General features: G+C 62.6%; 15 protein-coding genes. 10 read left to right on the top strand and 5 right to left on the bottom strand.

The features are described 5' to 3' along the window. Window positions 1-327 precede the first annotated feature (327 nt). The 5 genes from EWM63_RS09140 to EWM63_RS09120 form a co-directional block, all read right to left on the bottom strand. Entirely contained in the window at window positions 328-1,347 is a 1,020-nt protein-coding gene (locus EWM63_RS09140; RefSeq protein ID WP_130185598.1) for an IS110 family RNA-guided transposase, read from the bottom strand. 103 nt (window positions 1,348-1,450) lie between these two features. After that, window positions 1,451-1,801, bottom strand: coding sequence for a DUF1840 domain-containing protein (locus tag EWM63_RS09135; protein ID WP_130186251.1), 351 nt, complete (start codon window positions 1,799-1,801; stop codon window positions 1,451-1,453). 78 nt (window positions 1,802-1,879) lie between these two features. Then, the gene (locus tag EWM63_RS09130; protein ID WP_130186250.1) at window positions 1,880-2,383 is read right to left on the bottom strand and encodes a hypothetical protein; all 504 of its coding nucleotides are present in this window, start codon (window positions 2,381-2,383) and stop codon (window positions 1,880-1,882) included. A 47-nt stretch (window positions 2,384-2,430) separates the two neighbouring features. Further along, on the bottom strand, window positions 2,431-3,942 hold the full coding sequence (locus EWM63_RS09125) for a YifB family Mg chelatase-like AAA ATPase (RefSeq protein ID WP_130186249.1): 1,512 nt from the start codon (window positions 3,940-3,942) through the stop codon (window positions 2,431-2,433). 94 nt (window positions 3,943-4,036) lie between these two features. Then, on the bottom strand, window positions 4,037-4,291 hold the full coding sequence (locus tag EWM63_RS09120) for an accessory factor UbiK family protein (protein ID WP_130186248.1): 255 nt from the start codon (window positions 4,289-4,291) through the stop codon (window positions 4,037-4,039). A 205-nt stretch (window positions 4,292-4,496) separates the two neighbouring features. Here EWM63_RS09120 and EWM63_RS09115 point away from each other — a divergent pair, with 205 nt between their 5' ends. From EWM63_RS09115 to metW, 10 genes are all read left to right on the top strand, one after another. Next, window positions 4,497-5,255 carry a TorF family putative porin gene (locus tag EWM63_RS09115; protein ID WP_130186247.1) on the top strand — a complete coding sequence of 253 codons (759 nt, stop codon included), beginning with the start codon at window positions 4,497-4,499 and terminating at the stop codon, window positions 5,253-5,255. Window positions 5,256-5,273: 18 nt separating this feature from the next. Further along, the gene (locus tag EWM63_RS09110; protein WP_130186246.1) at window positions 5,274-5,612 is read left to right on the top strand and encodes a P-II family nitrogen regulator; all 339 of its coding nucleotides are present in this window, start codon (window positions 5,274-5,276) and stop codon (window positions 5,610-5,612) included. A gap of 21 nt (window positions 5,613-5,633) precedes the next feature. Next, a complete protein-coding gene (gene amt / locus EWM63_RS09105) occupies window positions 5,634-7,169 on the top strand; it encodes an ammonium transporter (protein ID WP_130186245.1) in 1,536 nt (511 codons plus the stop codon). Window positions 7,170-7,350: 181 nt separating this feature from the next. Further along, window positions 7,351-8,649: a glutamate--cysteine ligase gene (gene gshA / locus EWM63_RS09100; protein WP_130186244.1), complete on the top strand. Its 1,299-nt coding sequence runs from the start codon at window positions 7,351-7,353 to the stop codon at window positions 8,647-8,649. A 187-nt stretch (window positions 8,650-8,836) separates the two neighbouring features. Beyond that, the gene (gene gshB, locus EWM63_RS09095) at window positions 8,837-9,778 is read left to right on the top strand and encodes a glutathione synthase (protein WP_130186243.1); all 942 of its coding nucleotides are present in this window, start codon (window positions 8,837-8,839) and stop codon (window positions 9,776-9,778) included. Between the two features lie 11 nt (window positions 9,779-9,789). Beyond that, a complete protein-coding gene (locus EWM63_RS09090; protein ID WP_130186242.1) occupies window positions 9,790-10,191 on the top strand; it encodes a PTS sugar transporter subunit IIA in 402 nt (133 codons plus the stop codon). A gap of 14 nt (window positions 10,192-10,205) precedes the next feature. After that, window positions 10,206-10,475 carry an HPr family phosphocarrier protein gene (locus EWM63_RS09085; protein ID WP_130186241.1) on the top strand — a complete coding sequence of 90 codons (270 nt, stop codon included), beginning with the start codon at window positions 10,206-10,208 and terminating at the stop codon, window positions 10,473-10,475. 24 nt (window positions 10,476-10,499) lie between these two features. Further along, window positions 10,500-12,245, top strand: coding sequence for a phosphoenolpyruvate--protein phosphotransferase (gene ptsP / locus EWM63_RS09080; protein ID WP_130186240.1), 1,746 nt, complete (start codon window positions 10,500-10,502; stop codon window positions 12,243-12,245). A gap of 81 nt (window positions 12,246-12,326) precedes the next feature. Next, window positions 12,327-13,505, top strand: a complete 1,179-nt coding sequence (metX, locus tag EWM63_RS09075; protein ID WP_130186239.1) for a homoserine O-succinyltransferase MetX — start codon at window positions 12,327-12,329, stop codon at window positions 13,503-13,505. Beyond that, complete coding sequence (metW, locus tag EWM63_RS09070) at window positions 13,502-14,116, top strand: methionine biosynthesis protein MetW (protein WP_130186238.1); 615 nt, start codon at window positions 13,502-13,504, stop codon at window positions 14,114-14,116. The genes metX and metW overlap by 4 nt, the downstream gene beginning before the upstream one ends. The last annotated feature ends 36 nt before the right edge of the window (window positions 14,117-14,152 follow it).

The raw sequence follows: 14,152 nt of genomic DNA, 5'->3' as shown, positions 1-14,152 counted from the left end.
AAAAATTGCGGAAGAACTGGTGTCTGTCACCGTACATGGACGCCCCCGGTATGCCAAGCTTTCTTTTCATGACGGCTTTAGGTAAAGATTGCACCCGTACATTCGGACTTTGATGTGGCCGATGCCACTGTCCCTGATGGGATTTGCTGGTCGACGCCCCGGCGGTTTAACGCACTCGAAGTGCTTGGTGACAGACGGGCTTAGCCAACCACGGTCTTACCTAGTTTGCCATCACTGCTTGATCGCTTGTGCAATCGGTGGAATGTACCGGCACTGCTTCCAAAAACTGTTTGCCTCCCTTCGACAAGGGACCCTTAACCGGGTCGATTACGCGGCAGCGTAATCGACCCGGAACTCTCTGTCATGTGCTAACAACGCCCACACTGTTCTTGCATTTTTGTTGGCCAAGGCCACGGCAGCGATATTCTTGTGTCGCCGGCTAAGTAGCGAATGAAGCCAGTCTTGCTTGATCTTGTTGGCTGCGTGCCGGATTACTGCTCGGGCGCCATGAATGAGCAACGTCCGCAGATACGTATCGCCTCGTTTGCTGATGCCAAGAAGGTTGGTTCGGCCGCCCGTTGAATGCTGTTTCGGCACCAGGCCAAGCCATGCAGCGAGCTGTCGGCCGTTGGCGAAGTGCTTGGCGTTACCGATCGCTGCCACCAATGCGCTCGCTGTAATCGGACCAATGCCCGGTATCTTCTCTAGTCGCTGAGACATCGAATTCGAGCGATGCCAATTCTGGATCTCCAGCTCGAATTGCTTAACTCGCTTGTCCAATACGTTCAAGTGATCAAGAAGTTCGAGGATGGTCTGGCGGAACGCGCCGGGCAGTTCATCCTTCGCTTCATCGAGCAATGTCGGCACCCGCTCCTTAAGCAGGGCCAGGCCCTTTGGCACGATCAATCCAAACTCCGCCAATAGCCCGCGAATCTGATTAGCCTGCGCCGTGCGCTGCTTGACGAATCCTGCCCGGGCCGTGTGGACAGCAAGGATCGCCTGCTGTTCGATATTCTTGATCGGCACGAAACGCATGCTTGGTCGTTGCACTGCTTCGCAGATCGCTTCTGCATCTGCTGCATCGTGCTTGTTGGTCTTCACGTACGGCTTGACGAACTGCGGAGCTATCAGCTTGACCGTGTGCCCCAGGCTTTGTAACTGCCGCGCCCAGTAATGCGCGCTCCCACATGCCTCCATCCCGATCAGGCACGGTGCCATGTTGGCGAAAAATTCCATTACCTTGCCACGCCTCAGCTGGATACGCTTCTCCACCTTGCCAGCCGCATTCACACCGTGGAATTGGAAAACTTCCTTTGCCAAATCAACACCGCATACCGTAATCTTCATGGTGACGCCCCCCTCTAGCTAAGTGGTTTCTCGACAACTCCACTTTGGCACATTGATGCCGTTTTAGGGTGGGGGCGTCCATCCCATTGGTTTTGCCGGAACTTCAGACTCCCCAGACGATGCTGTCGCCGCCATCCCGGGCCGCACGCAGCATCTCCAGCAAGGGGAATGCCCGCTGCGCGAAGCCGATGTGGTTTTTGTCGGCCATCTCCGTGGACTCGTCTTCCTCGGGCAAATGATGCGGGTGCGAGTGATTGGCGTGCCCGGCATCCACCTCCGGGTGCAGCTTGCTCAGCGTGATTTCCTGCTCCAGCAGTTGCACGGCATGGGCTGCCTCGGCGGCCGTGATGACGCCACGCGTGTGGTTCTTGTTCAGCACATCCAGGATCCGCTGAGCATGCTCCTGGTACATCGTGACATCGGAAAAAGACTGGGATTTGAATGTGATTAACATGGCGCTTCCTGATCTATTGTTGTAATGATCCAACGATATCACGGCTTGCCGCGAGACACCGGCACGCACGCCAGCGTTTCAGTTCAGCTTAAATGAACGAATGAAAGTGTCAATATTCTCTGCGTCCACGGCGCGCTCCGGCCCGATGACGACAACCTGGTAAGCGCGCTTGCCACGGGACAAAAACCTGCCGTGCAACTGCATCGGGCGCCCATTGTTCGCACCATGGGCTTCCAGTTCCACGCCATCCGCGTGCGGTGTTTCCTTCGATATCTTGCCGGCGATATTGCGCACCATCGCGGCCTGCATCGACCGCGCGGCATCCTTGGCCTGCGCCGCATCGGCCAGTTCGGTGGTGCCGACGGCAAACATCGTTCCTTCGACTTCGGCGGCCGTCATCGTCATGGCGGCCTGGTGGCCTTCGAGCGTCACGGTACGCGTGTGCGACGCAGGCTTCCCGGGGAACATGACGGAATAGGGTGCATCGGCGGCACGGTAATCGCGCCAGTTGAACTGCGGGCTGCAGGCGCCGAGTACCGTGGCAACGGCCACGGCCAAGGGAATCGAAAGATGAAGTCTCATGCCACGATGGTAGCAGCGTCAGGAACCCGACGCCATCTGAGCAGGCGTCAGGATGCGCGCAATACGCGACGAAACTGGATGGCTTCGAGCACGTGCTTCGCCAGCACGGTTTCCGAACCGGCCAGGTCGGCCACCGTGCGCGCCACCCGGAGCACGCGGTGATAGGCGCGCGCCGACCAGTGGAATTGCAGCATGGCCTTGTGCAGCATGTCCTGCCCGGAACGCTCGGGCTTGCAGTACCGGTCGATCTCGCGCGACGTGAGATGGCGGTTGCTCTTGTTCTGGCGGTCCAGCTGCCGCTGGAAAGCGGCCTCCACCCGGGCGGCGATCACCTGCGAAGGCTCGCCATCCTCGGCCGTGTGCAGGGTATCGGTCGGCACCGGGCCGACGTCGATCTGCATGTCGATACGGTCCAGTAGCGGGCCGGAAATGCGGTCCTGGTAACGCGTGATCGTATCCATCGAACACTTGCATTTACCGGAAAGCTGGCCGTGATATCCGCAAGGGCAAGGGTTCATCGCGGCGATCAGCTGGAACCGCGCGGGAAACTCGGCCTGCCGCGCTGCACGTGAAATCGTCACCCGCCCCGATTCGAGCGGCTCGCGCAGTACTTCGAGCACGCGGCGGTCGAACTCGGGCAATTCATCGAGGAACAAGACACCGCAATGTGCCAGCGAGATCTCGCCCGGCCGTGGCACGCTGCCGCCGCCCACGAGCGCCACGCCGGATGACGTGTGATGCGGCGCGCGGAAGGGCCGCCGCTTCCATGCCGCCGCCGTGAAGGTGCCTGTCAGCGACTGCACGGCGGCGGCTTCCAGCGCTTCGTCGTTCGTCATCGATGGCAGCAAGCCCGGGAAGCGCAACGCCAGCATCGTCTTGCCCGCGCCTGGCGGCCCAACCATCACGATGCTGTGCGAGCCGGCAGCCGCTATCTCCAGCGCGCGCTTCGCATGCCACTGTCCTTTCACTTCCGCAAAATCCGGGTAGTCCACAAGCTGCGGACGCGGGGCGGGGCGATGCCGGGCAAGCCGCGCCGAATCGTCCGCCGCACAGAAATGGTTGCACACTTCCAGCAGCGTGGCGGCCGGGTACACCGCCGCGCCATCGACGAGGGCTGCCTCGTCCGCGTTGGCCCGCGGCAGGATGAAGGCATTGCACGTGTGCGCGCGCTGCATTGCGAACGTCATCGCCAGCGCGCCGCGGATCGGCCGCAACTCACCTGTCAGCGACAGTTCACCGGCAAATTCGTAGCGGGCCAATGGCGGGGCGGGGATCTGGCCGGAAGCGGCCAGGATGCCAAGCGCGATCGGCAAGTCGAAACGGCCCGATTCCTTGGGCAGGTCGGCCGGCGCCAGGTTGACGGTGATGCGGTGCGCGGGCATTTCAAAGCCGGCGTTGACGATGGCGGCACGCACGCGGTCGCGCGCTTCCTTGACTTCGGTTTCGGCCAGCCCAACGATGTGAAACGCCGGCAAGCCGTTGGCGAGATGGATCTCGACGCTGACTTCAGGCGCTTCAATGCCGTTCAGCGCACGGCTTTTCAGGACGGCCAGGCTCATGATTCCCCGCTGCAAGCTGTGGATGGACAAACGATCTTGCATCGTAGGCCGTTGCAGCGGGCGCGGCCTTGTGCCGCGACAAAGGGAAAAATCTTTACAGCGGCGCTTTTTCGGCGGCGATTTTCGCTTCGAGTTCGGCCAGGCGCGTTTCCAGCAGCTCCAGGCGGGAACGGGTCTTGGCCAGCACCTGGGCCTGGATGTCGAACTCTTCGCGTGTCACGAGGTCGAGCTTGGAAAAGCCCTGCGTCATCATTGCCTTCACGTTGCGCTCGATATCCTTGGCGGGCGAGTTCTCGATGACGTTGTTGATCTTGGATTGCAGGTCGGTGAAAAAGGCGTTCATGTCCACGGTGGGCTCCAGGTGAGGTTTTTCGCACGAATGCACCACAATGGTGCCAGTACGAAGATTATTTGGTGCGAAAGGGGCGTCGCACTCCAGGCCTAGGCTATCGGCTCAGCAACTGTTTGCTGGCACGCATTCTGCTTTAGCTAAAGGGACAACGAGTCAGACGAATTTTAAACCGCAATAAAAGTTCACTCAAAAGGAAATCGCCATGTCATACCCGAGCAAGCGCTCCGCCCTGTCCATCGCCGTCCTGTTCGCGTGCATCGCGATGGGCCAGGCACAGGCACAGGAAGCCGCCGCGGCACCCGAGGCGAAACCGGACAATGAGATCAGCTTCAACGCGGCCGTCACCAGCGATTACCGTTACCGCGGCATTTCGCAGACACGCCTGAAACCCGCGCTGCAGGGCGGCGCCGACTGGGTCAACAACCCGACAGGTTTCTACGCCGGTACCTGGCTGTCCACCATCAAGTGGGTCAAGGACGGCGGCGGCGACGGCAGCGTCGAATGGGACGTGTACGCGGGCAAGCGCGGAGAGCTCGGCTCCGGCTTCACGTACGACGTCGGCGGCCTCGGCTATATCTACCCTTCGAACTCGCTGCCCACCAGCGCCAACACCTTCGAATTGTACGGCCAGGTCGGCTTTGGCCCCGCCACGCTGAAATACTCCCATTCGCTGACGAACCTGTTCGGCTTTGCCGACAGCAAGAACAGCCAGTACCTGGATGCCTCCGTCAACCAGGAGCTGGGTGAAGGCTTCATCCTGAACCTGCACGTGGGCCACCAGAAAGTCAAGAACAACGATTTTTCCAGCTACACCGACTGGAAAGTGGGCATCACCAAGGACTTCGGCATCGCCACCGTATCGCTGGCCTATGTCGATACCGATGCCAAAGCGTATTTCGCACCGAACGGCAAGGATCTGGGGAAATCCGGCGCCGTGCTGACCCTGTCCAAAACCTTCTGATATAAAACGAGGCCTGCCATGAAAATGATTACCGCCATCATCAAGCCGTTCAAGCTGGACGAGGTGCGCGAAGCCCTCTCCGCGATCAACGTGCAAGGCATCACCGTTACCGAAGTCAAGGGCTTCGGTCGCCAGAAAGGCCATACGGAGCTGTACCGCGGCGCCGAATACGTGGTCGACTTCCTGCCCAAGACCAAGATCGAAGCGGCGGTCGACGACGCGATCGTCGAGCAGGCCATCGAAGCCATCGAAACGGCTGCCCGCACGGGCAAGATCGGCGACGGCAAGATTTTCGTTTATAACCTGGAACAGGTCATTCGTATCCGTACCGGCGAAACCGGCAACGACGCTCTCTAAAGACAAAAAAAGGGGAATCAGATGAAGAAAATGATCACCAAATGGCTGGCCGGGGCAGCCATGCTGATGGCGTTCAGCGCCGCGCCGGCCTGGGCGCAGGATACGGCCACGGCCGATGCGCCGGCTGCCACCGCAACGGCCACCGCGCCCGCCGCGGCTGAAGCCGCACCGGCCCTGGCACCAGCCGCGGCCGCACCGGCCGCCGCCGAAGCGGCACCAGCCGCCGCCCCCACGCCGCACAAGGGCGATACGAGCTGGATGTTCGTGTCCACGCTGCTGGTCATCATGATGTCGATTCCCGGCCTGGCCCTGTTCTACGGCGGCCTGGTGCGCTCGAAGAACATGCTGTCCATCCTGATGCAGATCTTCACGATCTTCTCGCTGATCATCGTGCTGTGGTGCCTGTACGGCTATTCGATCGCGTTCACCGAAGGCAATGCGTTCTTCGGCGGCTTCAGCCGCGCGCTGCTGAACGGCATCTACGACCCGGTCGCCGGAACGTTCGCCTATGCGGCCACGTTCAGCAAGGGCGTCGTCATCCCCGAATTCATCTTCGTCGCGTTCCAGGGCACGTTTGCGGCCATTACCTGCGGCCTGATCGTGGGCGCCTTCGCCGAGCGCGCGAAATTCGCCGCCGTGCTGGCTTTCATCGTGATCTGGTTCACCTTTGCCTACCTGCCGATGGCGCACATGGTCTGGTTCTGGAGCGGCCCGGATGCGATCACCGATGCGGCCTCGCTGGCCACCGTGACCGCCAAGGGCGGCTACCTGTGGGGCCACGGCGCGCTGGACTTCGCCGGCGGCACCGTGGTGCACATCAATGCCGCTGTCGCCGGCCTGGTCGGTGCCTACATGATGGGCAAGCGTGTGGGTTACGGCCGTGAATCGATGGCACCGCATTCGCTCGTGATGACGATGATCGGCGCCTCGCTGCTGTGGGTGGGCTGGTTCGGCTTCAACGCCGGTTCCGCGCTGGAAGCGGGCGACATCGCCGCACTGGCCTTCGTGAACACGCTGCTGGCGACTGCCGCCGCCACCGTGTCCTGGCTGTTCGCCGAATGGATCTTCAAGGGCAAGCCATCGATGCTGGGTGCCGTCTCCGGTGCCGTTGCCGGCCTGGTGGCCATCACCCCGGCCGCCGGCTTCGTCGGCCCGATGGGCGGCCTGGTCATCGGCCTGCTGGCCGGCGTGGTCTGCCTGTGGGGCGTGAACGGCCTGAAGCGCATGCTGGGCGCCGACGACTCGCTGGACGTGTTCGGCGTGCACGGCGTGGGCGGTATTTTGGGCGCGGTGCTGACGGGCGTGTTCGCTGCGCCGTCGCTGGGCGGGCAGGGCATCTGGGATTACGTTGCCAACAAGGCTTCCGCCGACTACTCGATCGGCGGCCAGGTGGTCACCCAGCTGATCGGCGTGGGCGTCACGATCCTGTGGTCGGGCATCGTGGCCTTCATCGCCTACAAGCTGGTCGACATCGTCATCGGCCTGCGCGTGCCGGAAGAACAGGAGCGTGAAGGCCTGGACATCAACAGCCACGGCGAAACGGCATATCACATCTGATAGCACGCGGTTTCTCGCTCTACAACCGCTCAACACCGCGGTTTTACCGCCAAAAGCGCCCTCCGGGGCGCTTTTTTGCTTTGCGCACCTTTAAAATGGCATTTTTGCCCTGATTTGGTGAGTCCGCCTTCAGAATTGCAAGGCGGGCACGCAGTTCGCCCATCACTACAAGGAAGTAAGCATGGTTCCCCACCTCGTCACGGCCCTGACCGGACCGCTGCTCGATCTCGAAGAAAAAATCCTGGCCGCGACCCCCGCCATCGAGCGCTGGTTCCGGCTGGAATGGCAGGAACACACGCCGCCGTTCTATTGTTCGGTCGACCTGCGCAATGCCGGCTACAAGCTCGCCCCAGTGGACACGAACCTGTTCCCCGGCGGTTTCCACTACCTGGCCAGCGAAATGCTCCCGCTGTCGGTGCAGGCCGCGATGGCCGCGATCGACAAATATTGCCCCGATGCCCGCAACCTGCTGGTGATCCCCGAAAGCTACAACCGCCATCCCACTTACCTGGAAAACGTGGCGCGCCTGGCGCAGATCTTCCGCCAGACGGGCCTGCACGTGCGGCTGGGCACGCTGGATCCGTCGATCACGCAGCCTACGCCGCTGGCGCTGCCGGACGGGAACATGCTCGTCGTCGAGCCGCTCGAGCGCTCGACCAACGGCCGCCGCGTGGGGCTGAAGGACTTCGATCCGTGCACGATCCTGCTGAACAACGACCTGTCGATCGGCACGCCGGACATCCTGCAAAACATCCATGAACAAAGCCTGCTGCCGCCGCTGCACGCCGGCTGGGGCATGCGCCGCAAGCACAACCATTTCACCGCCTACGACGAAGTGGCCAAGAAATTCGGCAAGCTGATCGGCGTCGATCCATGGATGGTGAACCCGTTCCATGCCCGCTGCGGCGAAGTCGACCTGCAATCGGGCGAAGGCCAGGATTGCCTGGCGGGCAATGTCGACGCGGTGCTGGCCAAGATCCGCAAGAAATACAAGGAATACGGGATCAAGGAAAAGCCGTTCGTCATCATCAAGCCGGATGCGGGCACCTACGGCAAGGGCATCATCAGCATCCGCGACGCGGCCGAGCTGAAGGACCTGTCGCCGCAGCAGCGCGAGCGCATGTCGGTGGTCAAGGATGGCCAGGTCATCAGCGAGCTGAACATCCAGGAAGGCGTGCCCACGTTCGAGAGCATCAAGGACGCGGTGGCCGAGCCGGTGGTCTACATGATCGACCGCTACGTGGTCGGCGGCTTCTACCGCGTGCACGCGGAGCGGGGCGTGGACCAGAACCTGAACGCGCCGGGCTCGGAGTTCGTGCCGCTGGCGTTCGCGCAGCAGCACGCCGTGCCCGATCTGAAGGCCAAGCCCGGCACCGCCGCGCCGAACCGGTTCTACGTGTACGGCGTGGTGGCCCGGCTGGCGCTGCTGGCCGCGTCGCTGGAAATGGAACGCACCGATCCGAATCCCGAAGTGTACTGAGGCGCCCGATGTTTCCTGAAAACCGGTGACAGACACCCGTTTTCAGGAAATGTTCCAAAGAACTGGCGCCTGTCACCGATGTAGTCACCGATTTGGTGCAGCGCCACGGGTTGGCGGGTGCTGGGCTGAACCGATGACGCTTTGCAATCTCGGCTAGAATCAGCCATTACCCAGAATGGATGTGCCCATGAAAATCGCTTTTCTTGCCGACCCGTTGGCGAACTTCAAGATCTACAAGGACTCCACGTACGCGATGATGGCCGAGGCTGCAAAGCGCGGCCACGAGGTGTACGCGTTCCAGCAGCGCCACATGGCGCTGGAGAACGGCATCGTCCGCGCCTGGGTTTCACGCATCACCATGACCGGTGGCGGGCAGGAAGACTGGTACGAGGCGGCGCCGTCGGAAGACGTGGCGCTGGGCGAATTCGACGTGATCCTGGAGCGGAAGGATCCGCCGTTCGACATGGAATACGTGTACGGCACCTACCTGTTGCAGCTCGCCGAAAAGCAGGGCGTCAAAGTGCTCAACAGCCCGCAGGCGATCCGCGACCACAACGAAAAGCTGTCGATCGCGCAATTCTCGCAATTCACGTCGCCGACGATCGTCACGTCCGATGAAACGCGCCTGCGCGCCTTCCACGCCGAGCATGGCGATGTGATCTTCAAGCCGCTGGACGGCATGGGCGGCACGGGCATCTTCCGGGTCAAGGCGGATGCGCTGAACCTTGGTTCGATCATCGAAACCCTGTCGCAGAATGGCCGCCAGACGATCATGGCGCAGCGCTATATTCCCGAGATCGTCAAGGGCGACAAGCGCATCCTCGTCATCGGCGGCAAGCCGGTGCCGTTCTCGCTGGCCCGCATTCCGCAGGGCAGCGAGGTGCGCGGCAACCTGGCGGCCGGCGGCATCGGCGTGGCCCAGCCGCTCACGGAGCGCGACCGTGAAATTGCCGAGGCGATCGGTCCGGTATTGGCCGAGCGCGGCTTATTGCTGGTAGGATTGGACGTGATCGGCGACTACCTGACCGAAGTGAACGTCACCAGCCCGACCTGCTTCCAGGAGATCACGCAGCAGACAGGCTTCCAGGTAGCCGCCATGTTCATCGACGCGGTCGAACAGGCAGCCTGACAGGGACGAATATGGTTGGCATTCTACTGATGACGCACGCGCCGCTGGGCGAGGCATTCCTTGCGGCGGTCGCCCACGTGTTCCGCAACAAGGTCGAGCACCTCGAAGCGATCGACGTGGTGGCGGACCAGGACCTGGGCGACGTGCAGGCGCTGGCCGCGGCGGCGATCAAGCGGCTGGACGACGGCTCCGGCGTGCTGGTGATCACCGACGTGAAGGGCGGCACGCCGGCCAATTGCTGCAACAAGCTCGCCGATGCGGGTCACGTGGAAGTCATTGCCGGCATCAGCCTGCCGATGCTGCTGCGGGCGATCACCTATCGCATGGATACGCTCGACGTGGTGGTGGAAATGGCGCTCGCCGGCGCGCAGAGCGGTGCCGTGCGGGTGGACAACCGGATTCGGGTCAACTAAACAAACAAGCAAACATGATTCAGCAAGAACTCGAAATCATCAACAAGCTCGGTCTGCACGCGCGTGCTTCCGCCAAGTTCACCCAGCTGGCCGCACGTTTCAAGAGCGATGTCTGGCTGACCCGCAATGGCCGGCGCATCAATGCCAAATCGATCATGGGCGTCATGATGCTGGCCGCCGGCAAGGGCGCCAAGGTCACGCTGGAAGCGGATGGGGCCGACGAACAGGAGTGCATCACCGCGCTTGCCGGGCTGGTCAACGACAAGTTCGGCGAAGGCGAGTAAATGCCGTTTGACCGGGGAGCACCGATGGCATCGTTCACACTGCACGGCATTCCGGTCTCGCGCGGCATTGCCATCGGCCGCGCCCAGATCCTTGCGCCGGCCGCGCTGGACGTCAAGCATTACCTGATCGCCGAGGAACACGTGGAAGCGGAAGTGGTGCGCCTGCAGTCGGCGCTGGCCACCGTGCACCGCGAACTGCAAACGCTGTGGAATGAATTGCCGAAGGATGCGCCGACCGAGCTGGGCGCGTTCATCGACGTCCATGCGCTGATCCTGTCCGATCCGATGATCTCCGAGGCGCCGCTGGACATCATCCGCAGCCGCCACTACAACGCCGAGTGGGCCCTCGTCACGCAGATCGAGGAACTGTCGGCGCAGTTCGACGAGATCGAGGATGCCTACCTCCGCGAGCGCAAGGTCGACATCCAGCAGGTGGCCGAGCGGGTGCTGAAGATCCTGCTGGGCAGCGAGCCGCTGCCCGTGCCGGTGGAGCCGGACGACGACGAATTCCAGGCACAGATGGTGGTGGTGGCGCACGACATCTCGCCGGCGGACATGCTCAAGTTCCGCGACCGCTCGTTCATCGGTTTCGTCACCGACGTGGGCGGGCAGAACTCGCACACGGCGATCGTGGCGCGCAGTCTCGATATCCCGGCCGCGGTCGGCGTGTCGCAGGCCTCCAGCCTGATCGAGCAGGATGACTGGGTAATCATCGACGGCGATGCCGGCGTGGTCATCGTCAGCCCCAGCGCGCTGGTGCTGGAACAGTACCGCGAACGCCAGCTGGCCGCGCAGCGGGCCCGGAAAAAACTCTCGAAGCTGAAAAAGACCCCCGCCGTCACGAAGGACGGCACGGCGATCACGCTGCTGGCCAACATCGAGCTGCCGGACGATTGCGGCCCCGCGCTGGAAGCGGGCGCCAATGGCGTGGGCCTGTTCCGCTCCGAATTCCTGTTCATGGGCCGCGCCAGCGACATGCCGTCGGAAGACGAGCAGTTCGAGCAGTACCGGCGCGCCGTCGTGGCGATGAAGGGGCGGCCGGTCACGATCCGCACGCTCGACATCGGCGCCGACAAGCCGCTGGACACCACCGAGCACACCGCCCTGAATCCGGCGCTGGGCCTGCGCGCGATCCGCTACTGCCTGTCCGAGCCACAGATCTTCCTCACGCAGCTGCGCGCCATCCTGCGCGCTTCCGCGTTCGGCAAGCTGCGCATCCTGATTCCAATGCTGGCGCATTCGCACGAGATCGACCAGTCGCTGGCGATGATCGAGCTGGCCAAGGCCGAACTGCGCGAAGCGAACATCAAGTACGACCCCGGCGTGGACGTGGGTGCCATGATCGAAATCCCCGCCGCCGCGCTGGCGCTGCCGATGTTCGTGCGGAAGATGAAGTTCCTGTCGATCGGCACGAACGACCTCATTCAGTACACACTGGCCATCGACCGGGTTGATTATGAGGTGGCGCACCTTTACAATCCCCTGCATCCCGCCGTACTGCAACTGATTTCGATGACCATAGCCGCCGGCCACAAGGCCGGTATCGATGTTGCCGTGTGCGGCGAGATGGCGGGCGACGTGAAGCTCACCCGCCTGCTGCTCGGCATGGGCCTGCGCGATTTCTCGATGCACCCGGCGCAATTGCTGTCGGTGAAGCAGGAGATCCTCAACACCGACCTGGCCCGGATCCTGCCGCATACGCGCAAGATACTTCGTTCCATGGACCCGGACGTCATCGCGGATGCCGTCCTGTCTCTGCAGACGATGTAGAAACCATAGCGGGTGCCCCCATTCGGGCCCCGCCATCATCACTGGCCCGCGGGGCCGCGCAGTACACAATAACTCGAAAACATGTCCTCGATAGGAATCGTCTCTCCGCAAGCCATGGCGTTCGCGGAACCCTTGCCCCTGCAAAGCGGTGCGTCGCTGCGCGAGTACACGCTGATGTATGAAACCTATGGCACCCTGAATGCCGACAAATCGAACGCGGTGCTGATCTGCCACGCGCTCAATGCCTCGCACCACGTGGCCGGCTGGTATGCCGGCGACCCGAAGAACGTGGGCTGGTGGGACAACATGGTCGGCCCCGGCAAGCCGGTCGACACGAACAGGTTCTTCGTCATCGGCGTCAACAACCTCGGCTCGTGCTTCGGCTCCACCGGCCCGATGCATGCCAACCCGGCCACCGGCAAGCCTTACGGCGCCGCGTTCCCCGTGGTGACGGTGGAAGACTGGGTGACCGCGCAGGCGCGCCTCGCCGACCGCCTGGGCATTGGCCAGTTCGCCGCCGTGATGGGCGGTTCGCTGGGCGGCATGCAGGCGCTTGCCTGGAGCATCATGTATCCGGACCGGCTGCGCCATTGCGTGGTCATTGCTTCCACGCCCAAGCTGTCGGCGCAGAACATCGCCTTCAACGACGTGGCACGCCAGGCCATCCTGTCCGATCCGGACTACCACGGCGGCGATTTCTACGAGCACGGCGTGGTGCCGAAGAACGGCCTGAAGGTGGCGCGGATGGTCGGCCACATCACCTACCTGTCGGACGACGACATGGCCGAGAAATTCGGCCGCAAGCTGAGGAACATGGCGGAGAAGGGCGGGGCCGAGACCGTCGGCTACAAATTCGGCTTCGGCATCGACTTCGAGATCGAATCGTACCTGCGCTACCAGGGCGACAAGTTCGCCACGTACTTCGACGCCAACACCTACCTGCTGATCACGAAAGCGCTCGACTACTTCGACCCGGCGCGGCTGCACGACGGCAACCTGACGCGCACGCTGGCAAAAACCACGGCGAAATTCTTCCTGGCGTCGTTTACCACCGACTGGCGTTTCTCGCCGGAGCGCTCGCGCGAGATCGTGCAGGCACTGCTGGCCAACCGCCGCGAAGTCACGTACGCGGAAATCGATGCGCCGCATGGCCACGATGCCTTCCTGCTGGAGGATCCACGCTACATGGGCATGGTGCGGGCGTACTTCGGGCAGATCCACGGCGAGACTGCCGCCGGTTCGAAAGGAGGTGCGGCATGACGTTCGATGACCTGAAACGATCGCGCCCCGACCTGGCCTTCATCGCCCACTGGATACAGCCTGGTGCGCACGTACTGGACGTGGGCTGCGGCGACGGCTTCATGATGGATTACCTGCAGACGGACAAGCACTGCACCGGCTATGGCCTGGAACTGGCAGACGACAAGGTGCTGGAAAGCACCCAGCGCGGCGTGCGCGTGATCCAGCAGGATTTCGAGAAGGGCGGCCTGGCACTTTTCGGCGACAACTCGTTCGACACGGTGCTGTGCCTGTCGGCGCTGCAGATGATGCAGCACGTGGAAGCGCTGCTGCGCGACATCGTTCGCGTCGGTAACGAGGCGATCGTATCGTTCCCGAACTTTGCCTACTGGCCGCACCGCGTGGCATTGCTGAAGGGCCGGATGCCCGTGTCGAAGACGCTGCCGTACCAGTGGTACGACACGCCGAACGTGCGCTGCGCCACGATCGAGGACTTCCGCGCGCTGGCCGCCGAAGTGGGTGTCGAAGTGCTGGAATACGTGGCGCTGGCCGACGGGCGGATCGTCGACTTCCTGCCGAACCTGCGCGGGGAACTGGCCGTGTTCCGGCTGCGCAAGAAGAACGGGCGCTAACGGGCGGTAGCGGCGTGTGATATCGTGTGACGAACG

Origin of the sequence: Pseudoduganella lutea (genome assembly GCF_004209755.1) — a bacterium.
Lineage (GTDB): Bacteria > Pseudomonadota > Gammaproteobacteria > Burkholderiales > Burkholderiaceae_D > Rugamonas > Rugamonas lutea.
Note: the sequence above shows the minus strand (reverse complement) of the source record. Positions and strands in the feature narration are given on the sequence as shown.